Genomic DNA, 14,667 nt, shown 5'->3' with positions numbered 1-14,667 from the left:
CGTCCTTTTCGGTCGCGAGGACGCAAGCAATGAAAGTCGGTTTCATCGGTCTGGGCATCATGGGGCGCCCGATGGCGCTCAACCTCCTCAAGGGCGGCTATGACGTGACCGTGTGGGCGCGCCGCGCAGAATCCATGGTGCCGCTGCTGGAAGCCGGCGCCAAGGGCGCCGCCGACAGCGCGGCGGTGGCTGCGACCTGTGACGTGGTGTTTTCGATGGTGGCGGATGCCGCCGACGTGGAGCAGGTGGCCCTTGGCACCGGTGGCGTGGCCGAAGGCGCCAAAGCTGGGCTGATCTACGTGGACATGAGCACCATTGCGCCGGCTGCCGCCCAGTCGATTGCGGCACGGCTGGCCGAACGGGGCGTGACGATGCTCGATGCGCCGGTGTCCGGCGGCGAGGTTGGGGCGATCAACGCGGGGCTCACCATCATGGTCGGCGGCGACGAGGCATCCTTCGAGACCGTCAAGCCGCTGTTCGCCTGCATGGGCAAGGCCGCCACGCTGATCGGCGGGCCCGGTGCCGGCCAGGTGGCCAAGGCGTGTAACCAGATCCTCACCGGCGTCGGCGTGATGGCGGTAGCCGAGGCCTTCAACTTCGCTCGCAAGAGCGGTGTCGATGCCGGCCGCGTGCGCGAGGCGCTGCTCGGTGGCTTCGCCTACAGCCGCATTCTGGAAAACCATGGCCAGCGCATGCTCGACCGCAACTTCAAGCCGGGCTTCAAGGCCTGGATGCACCAGAAAGACATGAACATCGTCATGCAGGAAGCCCACCGCCTCGGGCTGATGCTGCCGAGCAGCGCCGCCACGGCTCAGCTCTTCAATGCGCTGGTCGGTAGTGGGATGGGCGAGGAGGATTCCATCGCCGCCCTCAAGCTGCTGGAAAGCCTGTCGGGAGAATGACGGTGCGGGTCGGATTTGTCGGACTGGGTGTGATGGGCCGGCCGATGGCCGGCCACCTGCTGGCGGCCGGCCACGAGTTGGCCGTATGGGCACGGCGGCCCGAGTCGGCGGCGCCGCTGGTGAAAGCCGGGGCTCAGGTGTGCGCGACGCCGGCCGAACTGGCGAGCCGCTGCGAGGTGGTGATCTCGGTGGTGACGGCCAGCGCCGACGTCGAGCATCTGGCCCTCGGTGCGGACGGTCTCAATGCAGGCTTCTCGCCGGGTGGCATCCACGTAGACATGAGCACCATTGCGCCGGGTACGGCCCGCAAGGTGGCGGCCCGCTATGCCGAGCGCGGAATCGGCTGGCTGGATGCGCCGGTGTCCGGCGGCGAGATCGGTGCGCGGGACGCGACGCTGGCCATCATGGCTGGCGGCGAGGCGGACGTGCTGGAGCGCGTGCGGCCCGTGCTGGCCTGCTTGGGCAAGACGGTGGTGCACATCGGCCCGGCCGGCGCCGGCCAAGTGGCCAAGGCTTGCAACCAGATGATCATGGTCAATGCGATCCAGGCCTGTGCCGAGGCGATGTGCCTGGCCGGCGCCCACGGTGTGGACCTGGCCCGCGTGCGCGAGGCTCTGATGGGCGGTTCGGCCGGCTCGCGGGTGCTTGACGTGATGGGCGAGCGCATGGCCCGGCGTGACTTCGTCGCCGGTATCCAGTCGCGGCTGCATCACAAGGATTTCGCTATCCTGATGGAAGAGGCCCGCCAGTTGGGCGCACCCTTGCCGGTGGCGGCCCAGACCTGGCAGCAGCTCAACGCGCTGATGGCGCTGGGCGGTGGCCGGGACGATACGGCGAGCCTGTTGAAAGTGCTCGAACCCGCGGGAGAATGATCGTGACGATGCCAATTTCACGCCGACGCTTTGCGCTGTTGCTGGGCGCCGCAGTGGGCGCAACCGTGCTGGGCGGCTGCGCCGGGCTGACACTGGGCCTGACGAAGCCCGATGTGAAGGTGGCCGGCATCCGCCTGCTGGACGCCGGCCTGTTTGAACAGCGCTTCATCGTTAGCCTGCGCATCACCAACCCGAACAATGCCGAGATTCCCATCGAAGGGCTCAACTTCAATGTGGATATCAATGGCCAGCCCTTTGCACACGGCGTCAGCAATCAGCCGGTGGTGGTGCCACGGCTTGGTGAGGCGGTGCTGGATGTGACCGCCACGACTGGGCTGGACAAGCTGCTGCGCCAGTTCAGCGAATTGGGGCGAGGTCGCGACAAGGTCGATTACCGCATCCGCGGGCGCCTGGTGACCGGCAACCTGGGCGGCTTCGACTTCGACAAGAGCGGGGAAGTGGCCTTTCCCAAGATCTTCGGCGGTGGCAGCGGTCCGAAGACCGAGCCCACGCCGGACAAGGGGCAGTCGGAAACCTTCTGAGCATTACTTACAAATCTACATGGGCTTACACTCCGGCTGCCAACGCCGGGCTGGTCATCGCGTTATTTCCTGCAAGGGGCGGCAATCGCGCCGCCCGATTCCAGCAGGAGTAGAACGATGAAAAAGCTCATGATCCCGGCGGCTCTCGCCGCTGTCGTCTTCAGCGCCAACGCCCTGGCCGACCGTGGTTGGGATGATGACGACCACTGTGATCATCGCTACCGCCACGGCGGCCGGCCCGTCGTGGTCTACGAGCAACCGCAGGTGGTGTATCAGGCGCCGCCGGCTGTATATCAGGCTCCGCCGCAAGTGGTGTACCGGGAACGTATCGTGTATCGCGACCGGCCGGTGTATTACGCCCAGCCGCAGCCTGAGGCCTACTACCCGCCGCAGCCCGCCGTCGCCTATCCGCGCTACGACGGCAACCGGGTGGTCGGGCAGGCGGTCGGCGCACTGGCCGGTGGGGTGATCGGCAACCAGATCGGCCGCGGCGGTGGCCGGGTGGCGGCCACTGCGGTCGGGGCGGTGCTGGGTAGTGTGGTCGGTGGCCGGATGGCCGGTTACCCGTATTGATCAGAGCGGCGCCAACGAGACCAGCCGTGAGGCGCGCAGGCCGCGCAGCATGGTGGTCATCTCGGTGGCGCTGATCGGTTTGCTGCACAGGTAGCCCTGGTAGGCGTCGCAGCGCCAGCGACGCAGCAGGGCCAGCTGGGCTTCGGTCTCAACCCCTTCGGCAATCACTTCCAGGCGCAGCGTATGAGCCATCGCGACGATGGTCTGCGCGATGGCCGCGTCGTCCGGTTCGCTGACGATGTCCTTGATGAAGGATCGGTCGATTTTCAGACGGTCGATCGGGAAGCGCTTGAGATTGGCGAGGCTGGAATAGCCGGTCCCGAAATCATCCACTGACAGCTGGAGGCCGAGCTTCTTGCATTCGGCCAGCAGGCTGCGGGTATGTTCCGGGTTGCGCATCACCAGGCTCTCGGTCAGTTCCAGGTCGAGGTAGGCTGGTGGCAGGCGGGCGCCGGCCAGGGCAGCCTTGATGGTGTCGAGCAGGTCCGCGTCGTCGAACTGGCGCGCCGACAGGTTGACGCCTACGGGTACGCGACAGATGCCTTCCTGCAGCCAGGCATGGTTCTGCCGGCAGGCCTCGTGGAGCACCCAGGCGCCGATCGGCACGATCAGACCGCACTCTTCGGCGATCGGGATGAAAACGTCCGGCGACACCATCGTGCCGTCTGGTTGCCGCCAGCGGATCAGCGCCTCCAGGCCAATCAGTTCGCCGGAGAGGGTGTCCACCTGGGGCTGGTAGAACAGTTCGAGCTGGTCGGCGTCGACGGCCTGGCGCAGGCGGTTCTCCAGTTCGAGGCGCTCGCTGTAGCGGGCTGACAGGCTGTGATCGAAGAACTGGTAGTTGTTGCGCCCGCGCTCCTTGGCCAAGTACATGGCGGCGTCGGCGTTCTTGATCAGCGCGTGTCCGTCGAGGCCATCGCCCGGGTAGAGGGCGATGCCGATGCTCGGGGTCACCGTGCATTGCTGGCCTGATAGGTCGAAGGGGCGGGCCAGGCTGGTGAGAATGCGCTCGGCGACGTCCTCTGGCATGGAGCCTTCCTCCAGGTCGCCGAGGACGACAACGAATTCGTCGCCGCCAGTGCGTGCCACCAGATCGCCGTCGCGTACGCAGGCACGCAGGCGCTGGGCGACCAGCAGCAGGAGTTGGTCGCCGGCCTGGTGACCGAGGGTGTCGTTGACGAACTTGAAGCGATCGAGGTCGGTGAACAGCACGGCTACGCCCCGCTGTAGCTGGGAGGCCAGACCTATCGCTTCGGCCAGGTGCTCGTTGAGCAGGGTCCGGTTGGGCAGCGACGTGAGATTGTCGTAGTGCGCCAGGTGGCGGATGCGGCTTTCGGCTGCCCGTCGCTGGGTGATGTCGGCGATGATGCCCAGGTAGCCGCGGATCTGCTTCTTGCTGTCGTGAACCACTGAGATGGCGATGTTGGCGGGGAAGATGCTGCCGTCCCGGCGGCGCAGGTTGATCTCCCGTGGTTCCGTGTGGTTGCTGGCGCTGGCTTCTTCGGCGAGCGCGGCAAAGCCGTTGTTGCGGTGGGCGAGGGTCCAGCGGGCGATGTCTTCGGCGGTATGGAAGACCAGCGGCGTTTCCAGCCCGACCAGATCTTCAGCCGCATGGCCGAACAGGCGTTCGGCGGCAGGGTTTACAACTCGGATGATGCCGTTGGAGTCGGTGTAGACGATGGCGTATTCGGCGCAGTCCAGAATCGCCCGTTGCAACGAGGTGGTTTCCCGCAGCAGGGCTTCTGAGCGGGCGTGCTTCTCGACCTCGGTCTCCAGCAGGCGGTTGGTTTCGGCCAGCGCACTGATGTACTGGCCTAGGGCCTCGTTGGCGTCCGCGAGCGCGAGGGTCTTTTCGGCGACCTGCTTGCGGATCGCGTCGGCGCGGGTTTGCAGCACGTAAAGGATCAACGCGGCCAACAAGCCGAGGGACAAGCCGGAAAAAAGCTGGGCACCTGCATCCGGTCCCGGGTCCAGGAGCAGCCCTCCGGCGTCGGGTGCGGCGATCAGCAGCCAGCGGCGATCGTAGAGTTGAATGACGTCCGCGTAGGATTGGTCGCTCAGGCGGTAGTTCGGGGTCGAGAACAGGCGATGGGCGCCGTCATCGGCATCAATGAGTTCGAACTCCAGTGGTGCGCGGCCTTCGCCGGTCGCCGGGATGAGCATTTCCCTAAGCAGCCGGCTCAGTGGGACTTCGATGAACACCAGCTCCCGGGCGGTGGCATGGCGGGGCGCCGCGAGAGGTCTCACGGGGGCGAGCAGCAATAGGGTGTCGTCACCGTCGCCCTTGCCTTGACGTAGGGCGTGCAGGTGGGTGGCAACGCCGTCCTCGCCGTTGGCGGCGTCAACGATCAGTTGGCGGAGGGCAGCGCGGCTGGGTTCATCCGGAAGGCGGGATGGGGCGAGCAGGGCAGCGTCGGACGGCACCTCGCCATCTGGCTTCACGGAGACGCTAACCAGGGCTTTGTCGCCGCTCAGGTGGAGCACACCGAGCTGGCGGATTTCCGGATAGTGGGCCCGCAGCGGTGCGACGAAGTCCGCAAACTCCCGTTCATCGATCCGCGGTGTCTGGGCGACGTGGCGGCGCAGGACCTCGTTGAGGGTGACTAGGCCTTCCGTCCGTTCGCGCAACTGGGCGATGTGCTGCCGGGCCAGTTGCTGAAAGTGCATACCCGCCGCCTCCCGCTCCTCGAGGATGGTGGCGTGGTAACTGTTCAGCGTGAAGGCAAGAACCAGGGTAAAGACGAGTACGGCCAGCCCGTAGCGGCGAAACACGTCGACAACCTGAGCGGATGTCGTGCTGCGGGTCATCGAGTCTCCTGAAGGATGAACGGATCTCTGTCGGCGGATCCTCCCTCAGACTTAACGGTCGTAGCCGGCCAATCTTGAGTCCCGGGCCATCCTAGTCCTCGCCGAAGACCATGCGCAGACGTTCGGCTTCGTGTTCGTGGTCCACTTCCACGTCGGCGAAGCGTTGCGCAATGGCGCGGAATTCGTTCTGCAACTCGATGAAGGCGTCGAGGATGTCCGGGTCGAAGTGGTTGTTGCGCCCGCGGAGGAGAAGTTCGCTGGCTTCGTCGTGGGTGAAGGCCGGCTTGTAGACGCGCTTGCTGATCAATGCGTCGTAGACGTCGGCAACGGCCATCAGGCGGGCCGACAACGGAATGCGTTCGCCGGCGAGGCCCTGGGGATAACCACTGCCATCCCATTTCTCCTGGTGGGAATGGGCGATCTCCTTGGCGTAGCGCAGGTAGCTGGCTGACAGGCCGAACAGCGACGCGGCCTTGCTGATGGCTTCCATGCCCAGGGTGGTGTGGGTCTTCATGATCTCAAACTCGGCTGGAGTCAGGCGGCCGGGCTTGAGGAGGATACGGTCGGGGATGCCGACCTTGCCGATGTCGTGCAGCGGTGCCGACTTGTACATCAGCTCGATGTTCTCGTCGCTCAGTTCGGTGGCGAAGCGCGGGTGGCGCTGCAGGTGGCGGGCGAGGGTGCGCACGTACATCTGTGTGCGCCGGATGTGGTTGCCGGTCTCGTTGTCGCGGGTTTCGGCCAGGGAGGCCATCGCGACAATGGTGGCATCCTGCATCAGTCCCAGTTCGCGGGTGCGGCGCACGACCTCCTGCTCCAGGTAAGCATTGCGGTCGCGCAGGAAGTCGCTGGCCGCTTTCAGCGTCAGGTGATTGCGGATCCGGGTGAGGACCAGCGGCGGGCTGATCGGTTTGGTGATGTAGTCCACCGCGCCTGCATCGAAGCCGAGCTGCTCGTCCACTTCCTCGTTGCGGATTGTCAGAAAGATCACTGGAATGCTCGCGGTCTGCGGGTCCCCCATCAGGCGCCGGCATACTTCGTAGCCGTCAATGTCCGGCATCGTCACGTCGAGCAAAATCAGGTCGGGCTGCGGCGTACTGGCCGCCAGCGCCAACGCGCGGGCGCCGTTGGTGGCGATGCGGGTGCGGAAGTCGGCGCGGTGCAGGCAGTGGACGATGGGCTCGATGGAGTCGGGTGCGTCATCGACCACGAGGATCAACGGGTTGCGAGGGTCGGTAGAGGGCATCTGTGAGAGGCTCCGGGCGAGTGCTAAGCGCCGTTCGGCTGGGTATGCGGGGACAGGCAGGCCAAGGCCTGATCATAATCGTAAGCCTGCAGAGCGCCAGCGATTTCTCCAGCGACCTCGTTGCCCAGGCGGGCGGCAAGGTCGGCGCGGATCTGCTTGAAGCGGGTCGGCGCCGTGCCGTCGGCGGTGTCGAGAAGATGGGCCAGTTCCCGTAGGGCGGCGTCGAACTCCTCGTCGCTGAGGTGCCCGCCCGCGTCGGCTTCCTCTTCGGGCGGGAGGGTTCCCATCAGCAGCGCTTGCAGCGCGTTCAGTTCTGTATGCAGGGCGCTGCGCGCGGTATCGGTGGATTGGCCTTTGCGCAAGCCGTTTTCGACGGTTGCCGCGGCCTCCTGCAAGGCTGTGGCGCCTAGGTTGGCGGCAGTGCCGCGCAGGGTGTGGGCCAGGCGTTCGGCGGTGGCGAGGTCGCCAGCGGACAGGGCGGTATCGATGCGCTGCGGGCAATCGGCCTGACTGCGGGTGAAATGGCGCAACAGCGCAAGGTATTCGGTGGCGTCGTTGCCGACCCGGCGCAGGGCTGCGGCCACGTTGAGGCCCGGGAGTGGCGGCAGACCGACGGTGGCCGGCGGCCGCGGGGTGAGGGCGGTGCAGCCACCGCGGGTGTGGCGCAGGATGGCTTCGACCAGGTGTTCGAGAACGATGGGTTTGGCCACGTGGTCGTTCATGCCGGCTTCGAGGCAGCGCTGGCGCTGGTCGGCCATCGCATGGGCGGTCATCGCGATCACCGGCAGCCGGGCCAGCTGCGGATTACGGCGGATCCGCCGGGTGGCCTCGAGCCCGTCCATTTCGGGCATCTGCAGGTCCATCAGCACGACGTCGAAGGCGTCCGGCGTGGCGTCGAGGGTTTCGACGGCGATCCGTCCGTTATCGGCCACGTCGGCCTGGGCGCCGAGCCGATGCAGGATGCCGCAGGCGATCTGCTGGTTGATGTCGTTGTCCTCGACCACGAGGACGCGCAGGCCGGCCAGGCTGGGCGAGTTGGCAAGCTCGCCGCGGGCCGGCGGGGCCGCGTCGGTGCCGAAGGCGCCGACGATCGCGTCGAGGAGGGTGGAGGCCGTGGCGGGTTTGTGCAGGTAACCGTCGGCGCCGGCCTCGGCAGCGTCGGCCGATGTATTCTCATCGCCGAAGGCGGTCAACAGGATCACCGTCGGCGGAGAAATGAGGCTGCGGTCCTGCTTGATGCGGCGGGTGGCTTCGATGCCGTTCTGCTCGGGCATGCGCAGGTCCATCAGCACCAGTCCGAAGCGATCGCCGCCGTCGGCCCGGCGCACCGCGGCCACTGCCTCCGCCGCGGAGGATACGGCTTCACTGCGGAAGGGGAAGTTGCGCAGCAGGTCCAGTAGCACGGTACGGGCCACCGGATGGTCATCCACCACCAGGACCCGCAGGCCCTCGAGGACGCCCGGCAAGGCTCGCGGTGCGCGGGGCTCGGCGAGTTCGAAACGGAGATCGAAGCTGAAGCAGCTACCTTCGCCGGGAGTGCTGCGTACGGCCAGTTTCCCACCCATCATCTCGACCAGGTGACGGGAAATGGACAGGCCCAGCCCGGTACCGCCAAAACGGCGGGTCATCGAGTCGTCTGCCTGGGCGAAGGCCTCGAACAGACGGCCGAGCTGTTCTGCGCTCATGCCGATACCGGTGTCGCGGACGGCGAAGCGCAGCACGACATGGCGCAGGGCCTGCTCCGCTACGTCGACCTGGACCGTCACTTCGCCCTTTTCGGTGAACTTCACGGCGTTGCCGAGCAGGTTGGTCAGGACCTGACCGAGGCGCAGTGGATCGCCGACGAGGTCCTGCGGAACATCCGGCGCGAGTTGCAGCAGCAGTTCGAGGGATTTGTCGCGGGCCTTCTGGCTGACGAAGGTGAGCACGTTGTCGAGCAGTTGGTCGAGGGCAAAGGTGATGTGTTCGAGGCTCAGCTTGCCGGCTTCGATCTTCGAGAAGTCGAGGATGTCATTGACCACGTGCAGCAGCGAGGTGCCGGCGGCGTGGATCTTGGTGACATAGTCGTGCTGGCGCGGCGGCAGTTCGGTGCCCAGGCACAGGCTGGCTAGGCCGATGATGGCGTTCATCGGCGTGCGGATCTCGTGGCTCATGTTGGCCAGGAAGCGTGCTTTGGACTCGGCTGCCTCTTCCGCCAGGCGTTTGGCTTCGCGTAGCGTCACCACGGCCTGGCGGTAAAGGGCGAGATCCTCGAAAACCCAGATGCAGTGCGTAATCTCGCCGTTGTCCTCGGCCAGCCCGCTGACCGACAGGCCGACCCACAAGGGGTCGCCGCTGCGCCGCCGGAGCTGGCATTCGCGTCGCCAGATACCATTGGTGCGCAGTGCGTCCCACTGTTCGGCGTGGAACTCGAAGGGCAGTCCTTGGGCGTCGAGCAGATCGGGCTGGGTGCCATGCAACTCGTCGGCACTGAAGCCGCAGACCTGGCGGAAGCGCGGATTGGCGTATTGGATCGCTCCACCTGGCAAGGTGATGACGAGCATCGACGGGCTCTGTTCGACGGCCAGGGAAAGCTTGCGCAGCTCCTGTTCGGCCGCCTTGCGAGCCGTGATGTCGTAGCTCCAGCTGATCAGGGCCGGTGCGCCCCTCATCTCGATCTGCTCCATGGTCATCAGCGTCCAGAACGGCGTGCCGTCGATATTCTGGAACTCGACTTCCATGTCCTGCACCGGCCACCCGTCGCGCAGACGGCCGAGGGCTCGTTCGCCCACCAATGGGTCGCGGAACCAACCGGTGACGGAGCGTTGCATGAAGGTCTGCATGTCGGTGCCGGCCAGCACCAAGGCCCGCGTGTTCGCGAACAGCGGGGTGCCGTCGGGGCGGTTGATGACCACTGCGATCGGGCTCGACTCGAGCATGCGCCGGCTCCACTCGTCGGCACTGCGGGTCTTGCGTTCGGCGGCTTTCTGGGCAGAGATGTCCACGATGACGCCAAGCAGTCCGCCGGGTTCGCCGTTGGCCAGGCGGAAGCCGGAAACCCAGTAGAGCACGTCGTGTTCGCGGCCGTCGGCAAAGGGGAGGCTGCGCTCCGTGTGGGATGCGCCGGCGTTCGCAATGATCTGCAGGTCTTCCTCGTGAAAGGTTATGCGTTCGGTCGGCGGCAGGTAGGGCAGTTCGAGCACCGTCTTGCCAAGGAGGAAGGCGCGGGTGGTGCCGAAGGCGTCCTCGTAGGCCCGGTTGCAGCCCAGGAAACGTCCATCGGGGTCCTTGTAGAAGACGGGGTTGGGCAGGGCATCGATGAGGACCTCGATGAACAGCAGCTGGTTGGCCACCGCCTGGGTCTTCTCCTCCAGCTGGTGGGTGCGTTCGTCGACCTTTTCTTCGAGCTGGCTGCGTGCCTGGAGCAGTTCGTCCGCCGCTCGTTGCAGCTGGACGCGCATGTTCTCGTGGGACTCGGCCAGTTCGGCGATCTCCCGCCACGGTGTGTCGATGGGTTCGCCGGGAGACAGGTCGAGGCGGCCGATGCGCTCGCTGCGTTCGACCAGGATGGCGAGGTCCGCTTCGATGCGTCGGGACACACGCCGGGCCAGGTGGGCCGCGGCGAGGGCTGCCAGCACGATGAGCAAGGCGAGGGCCGGTGCCACGTCGCGCAGGCGGGCGGGAATGAAGTCGGCCTCACGGGCAAAGCCGCCGACCCACCACTGCTGGCTGCCCAGCTGAACCGGGATGAATTCCGCCAGCCAGCTTTCCCGTTCGTTGTCGAAGCGCAGGATCTTTTCGCTTTGCCGCTCGCTGTCCAGCCAGCGGGCATAGCCGTGGGTAAGGAAGTCCACATTAAGCTCGGCGGCCGGGCGCAGGATGGCTCCGTGCCGGTCGGCCCGGTTGGCGAAGCGCGGGTAGCGCGGTACGCCGACCACTTCCCCGGCCGCGGTGAGCACCGCACTGCCGCCCCGTTCTCCGATCGGGCTGTCCATGGTCAGCAGTGACACGTCGGCGAGCTGGATCTCGAAGGCAAGGACTCGAGCCTTGCCGTCGGCGTCTTTCCAGCGCGTCGCGATGGCAATCCCGCCGTCCCCGTCGGGCGTGTTGCGGTAGGGGGGCGACCAGGCCAGCGGGTCGTTGGCGGGAGCCTGCAGAGCCGTATCGAACCACGGGGACCGGCGCGGATCCTCCCGTTCTTCGCCGGTTTGTTCGTGCTGCAGCTTGCCGGCACTTGTCCAGTGCCACCAGCGGCTACCGCCGCCTTGGCCCACGGGCGGCGTGATGAGGTTGGTCCAGCCCTTCCCATCCCGCCTCAGGCTCAGTTCCCGGCCGTCGGCGGCGGCCAGGTGGATGGCGGTGATCAAGGTGCCGCCATTCAGCACCGGTAGCAGGGCGGTGTTGAAGGCTTCGATGTCGTTGAAATCGAGGCGGCCGGCTTCCCCTAGCGAACGTGCGGTGCGTAGTTCGATCTCCATGTGCCGGAAGCGTCGTTCGACTTCGGCCTGGATCTGGCGCGTCGCCAGGTCGAGCTGGACGCGCGCCAGCGTCTGGGTGGCCGGAGCGACGACCAGGTAGTGGAAGGCGCCGCCGAATAACAGCAGACAGGCCACGAAAACGGCCGACATGCGCCACAGGAGACTGCGTGCAAGACTTTGCCGCGGGGAGGTCGGGTGGGGCATCGGCCGGGCAATTAGTCCAGGTCTGAGGGCGGGGGATTGATGGCGTCGGGGGCGTTGGTGGCCTTGGCCTGGCCGTAGCTCTTGAATCTGGTGATCACCTCGGCCATTTCGCCCGGGCCCAGCAATACTGGCGTGCCAAGCTGGCAGGCCCGCCAGTATTGCTCGCAGAGGGTTTCGAACTCGATGGCGAGGGCCAGCGTGTGGCGCAGGTCGGCTCCGAACACCAGCATGCCGTGGTTGGCCAGAAGGCAGGCATTGCGGTTCTCCAGTGCGGCGATGGCGGAGGCCGACAAGTCCTGGGTGCCGAAGGTTGCGTACGGTGCGCAGCGGATGCTGTCGCCGCCAAAGCGGGCGATCATGTAGTGGAAGGCCGGGATGTCGCGCCGGTGACAGGCCAGCGCAGTGGCGAAGGGGGAGTGGGCGTGCAGCACGGCGCCGGCTTCCGGCCGTGCAGCGAAGATGTCCCGGTGGATGCGCCATTCACTGGACGGCGCGTAGGGGCCGGTCCAGCTGCCGTCCATCGCCACCAGGGCCATGTCGTCACCGCTGCAGTCTTCGTAGGGGCGGCCGCTGGGGGTGATCAGGAAGCCTCGCGCACAGCGCACGCTGGCATTGCCGGCGGTGCCAGCGTTGAGTCCGCTGGCGGCCATGCTGCGGGCGGTGGCGAGCAGGCCTTCGCGAAGTACGTTTTCGTTCATCAGAGGCCTCCCTGGGGACCGGATCATCGGCGGGCCAGCGGGCCCAGCGCATCGGGTGGGCATATGCCCAGATCGGTGATTATGCCATCCAGCAATGGCGCGGGCGTGACGTCGAAAGCCGGATTGCATGCCGCGGCGCGGGGCGGTGTCAGCCGCACCCGGTGCACCTCGCCGTCGTCGGCCAGGCCGCTGATGGCACGCACTTCGTCGGCGCTGCGCTCTTCGATCGGGATGTGGCGGCCGTCGGGGCAGCCGAAGTCGATGGTCGAGCGTGGCGCGGCTACGTAGAACGGGACCTCATGTGCTGCGGCGGCCAGGGCCTTGAGGTAGGTGCCGACCTTGTTGGCGGTGTCGCCGTTGGCGGCGATGCGGTCGGCGCCGACGATCACGCCATCCACACGCCCTTCCGCCATCAGCCAGCCAGCGGCGTTGTCGGCGATCAGCGTGTGCGGCACGCCGGCGCGGGCCAGCTCCCAGGCGGTCAGCAGACCCTGGTTGCGCGGCCGGGTCTCGCTGACCCACACGTGGACCGGCAGGCCGGCGGCGTGAGCGGCATAAATCGGTGCCAGGGCGGTGCCGTGGCCGCAGGTGGCGAGCCAGCCTGCGTTGCAGTGGGTCATCAGCTGCAGTGGGCGTTCGCCGGCACCCGGCAGCTGGCGCAGCAGCTCGAGGCCGTACTGGCCGATTGCGGCATTGGCAGCGGCGTCGCCGGCGCGGATCGCCTCGGCCTCGGCCCAGGCGGTGGCACTGCGCGCGTTGGCCGGCAGCGGGGTGAGCGTCGCGAGCATACGGTCCAGCGCCCAGTGCAGATTGACGGCGGTGGGGCGGGTCTGGCGCAGGCAGGCGTCGGCGGCCTGCAGTGCGGCATCGGAGGCATCGCCGCGCAAGGCCAATGCAATGCCGAAGGCGGCGGTGGCTCCGATCAGCGGGGCGCCGCGCACCTGCATGTCGCGGATCGCGGTGGCGGCGTCGGCCAGGCTGTCGAGGCGGAGGAAGACTTCCCGGTAAGGCAGGCGGGTCTGGTCGAGAATCACGACCTGATCGCCGTCGCGGCGCAGGGTGGGGCAGGTGTCGGACACGGTAGTTCCTTGTTGGATGGCGGTCCGATTGTAGCGGCGCCTGACGCCGGTTGGCTCTGCCGCAGTCCATCTGCCAGAATCGGAGTGCCTGATCCGGAGTGTATTTGCGATGCCGTCCTTTCCCATCCCCCTTGTTTCCCGTCTGCCCGAAGTGGGAACGACGGTATTCACCGTGATGTCCCGCCTGGCCCAGGAGTGCGGGGCGATCAATTTGTCCCAGGGCTTTCCCGATTTCAACGCGGAAGACACACTGTTCGAGAGGGTCGCCCACTGGATGCGCAGCGGCTACAACCAGTACGCACCGATGGCCGGCGCACCGGCACTGCGGACTGCGATCGCCGCCAAGGTGGAGGATCTGTATGGTGCGACCTACGATCCGGAACACGAGATCACCGTGACGGCCGGCGCGACCCAGGCCTTGTTCACCGCAGTGGCGGCGCTGGTCCATCCGGGGGACGAGGTGATCGTCTTCGAGCCGGTCTACGACTCCTACGTGCCGGCCATCGCGCTGCAGGGGGGCGTGGTGCGCCGCGCCCGCCTGGCCGCGCCGGACTACCGCCCCGACTGGGACGCGGTGCTGGCGCTGGTGACGCCGCGCACGCGGATGATCATGATCAACACGCCGCACAACCCGACCGGCACCGTGTGGTCCGCTGCCGACCTGCAGCGGCTGGCGGAGATCACCCGCGGCACCGGGATCGTGGTGGTGGCCGACGAGGTGTACGAGCACATCGTCTTCGATGGCGCCCGTCATGAGAGCGCAGCCCGTTATCCCGAGCTGGCCGAGCGCAGCCTCATCGTCTCCAGCTTTGGCAAGACCTACCATGTGACTGGCTGGAAGGTGGGCTACGTGCTGGCACCGCGGGAACTGATGGCGGAATTCCGCAAGGTGCATCAATTCAACGTGTTCACCGTCAATACGCCGGTGCAGCTGGCGTTGGCCGACTACATGGCCGACGCCGACCGCCACCTGCGCCTGGCGGCCTTCTACCAGGAAAAGCGCGATTTCTTCCGGCGCGGGCTGGCGGCCACGCGCTTCGAGCTGCAGCCCTGTGCCGGCACCTATTTCCAGACGGCCCGCTACACGGCGATCGCCGACATGCCTGACACTACCTTCGTGGAATGGCTGACCCGTAAGGTCGGCGTCGCAGCGATCCCGCTGTCGGCCTTTTTTGGCGACGGCCGCGACGAACAAGTGATCCGCTTCTGCTTCGCCAAGCGGGACGACACGCTGGAGGCGGCTTTCGAGCGCCTCGGACGCTTCTGCTAAACTGCCCCGGAAATCC

Annotated in this window: 10 protein-coding genes; 5 read left to right on the top strand and 5 right to left on the bottom strand. The window is 66.8% G+C overall.

Going from position 1 to position 14,667, the window contains the following annotated elements:
- Positions 1–29 precede the first annotated feature (29 nt).
- The 4 genes from AC1PPK_RS20590 (at position 30) to AC1PPK_RS20575 (ending at position 2,889) form a co-directional block, all read left to right on the top strand.
- Positions 30–902, top strand: coding sequence for an NAD(P)-dependent oxidoreductase (locus AC1PPK_RS20590; protein WP_481114871.1), 873 nt, complete (start codon positions 30–32; stop codon positions 900–902).
- A 2-nt stretch (positions 903–904) separates the two neighbouring features.
- Complete coding sequence (locus AC1PPK_RS20585; protein WP_481114870.1) at positions 905–1,774, top strand: NAD(P)-dependent oxidoreductase; 870 nt, start codon at positions 905–907, stop codon at positions 1,772–1,774.
- An 8-nt stretch (positions 1,775–1,782) separates the two neighbouring features.
- The gene (locus AC1PPK_RS20580) at positions 1,783–2,316 is read left to right on the top strand and encodes an LEA/WHy family protein (RefSeq protein ID WP_481118248.1); all 534 of its coding nucleotides are present in this window, start codon (positions 1,783–1,785) and stop codon (positions 2,314–2,316) included.
- Between the two features lie 117 nt (positions 2,317–2,433).
- Positions 2,434–2,889: a glycine zipper 2TM domain-containing protein gene (locus AC1PPK_RS20575; protein ID WP_481114869.1), complete on the top strand. Its 456-nt coding sequence runs from the start codon at positions 2,434–2,436 to the stop codon at positions 2,887–2,889.
- Here the strand turns inward: AC1PPK_RS20575 and AC1PPK_RS20570 are convergent, their stop codons facing one another.
- The 5 genes from AC1PPK_RS20570 to mtnA all read right to left on the bottom strand — a co-directional run bounded on the left by AC1PPK_RS20570 (position 2,890) and on the right by mtnA (position 13,381).
- Positions 2,890–5,697 carry a putative bifunctional diguanylate cyclase/phosphodiesterase gene (locus AC1PPK_RS20570; RefSeq protein WP_481114868.1) on the bottom strand — a complete coding sequence of 936 codons (2,808 nt, stop codon included), beginning with the start codon at positions 5,695–5,697 and terminating at the stop codon, positions 2,890–2,892.
- A gap of 91 nt (positions 5,698–5,788) precedes the next feature.
- Positions 5,789–6,943 carry an HD-GYP domain-containing protein gene (locus tag AC1PPK_RS20565; RefSeq protein ID WP_481114867.1) on the bottom strand — a complete coding sequence of 385 codons (1,155 nt, stop codon included), beginning with the start codon at positions 6,941–6,943 and terminating at the stop codon, positions 5,789–5,791.
- Between the two features lie 23 nt (positions 6,944–6,966).
- Positions 6,967–11,550, bottom strand: a complete 4,584-nt coding sequence (locus AC1PPK_RS20560) for a response regulator (RefSeq protein WP_481114866.1) — start codon at positions 11,548–11,550, stop codon at positions 6,967–6,969.
- Between the two features lie 65 nt (positions 11,551–11,615).
- Complete coding sequence (locus tag AC1PPK_RS20555; RefSeq protein ID WP_481114865.1) at positions 11,616–12,302, bottom strand: class II aldolase/adducin family protein; 687 nt, start codon at positions 12,300–12,302, stop codon at positions 11,616–11,618.
- Positions 12,303–12,325: 23 nt separating this feature from the next.
- Positions 12,326–13,381: an S-methyl-5-thioribose-1-phosphate isomerase gene (gene mtnA, locus AC1PPK_RS20550; protein WP_481114864.1), complete on the bottom strand. Its 1,056-nt coding sequence runs from the start codon at positions 13,379–13,381 to the stop codon at positions 12,326–12,328.
- A 109-nt stretch (positions 13,382–13,490) separates the two neighbouring features.
- On the opposite strand from mtnA, the gene AC1PPK_RS20545 reads away from it, so the two are divergent.
- Positions 13,491–14,651, top strand: coding sequence for a pyridoxal phosphate-dependent aminotransferase (locus AC1PPK_RS20545; RefSeq protein ID WP_481114863.1), 1,161 nt, complete (start codon positions 13,491–13,493; stop codon positions 14,649–14,651).
- Positions 14,652–14,667 lie beyond the last annotated feature (16 nt).

It is taken from the genome of Zoogloea sp. JDB1, assembly GCF_056724025.1.
Note: the sequence above shows the minus strand (reverse complement) of the source record. Positions and strands in the feature narration are given on the sequence as shown.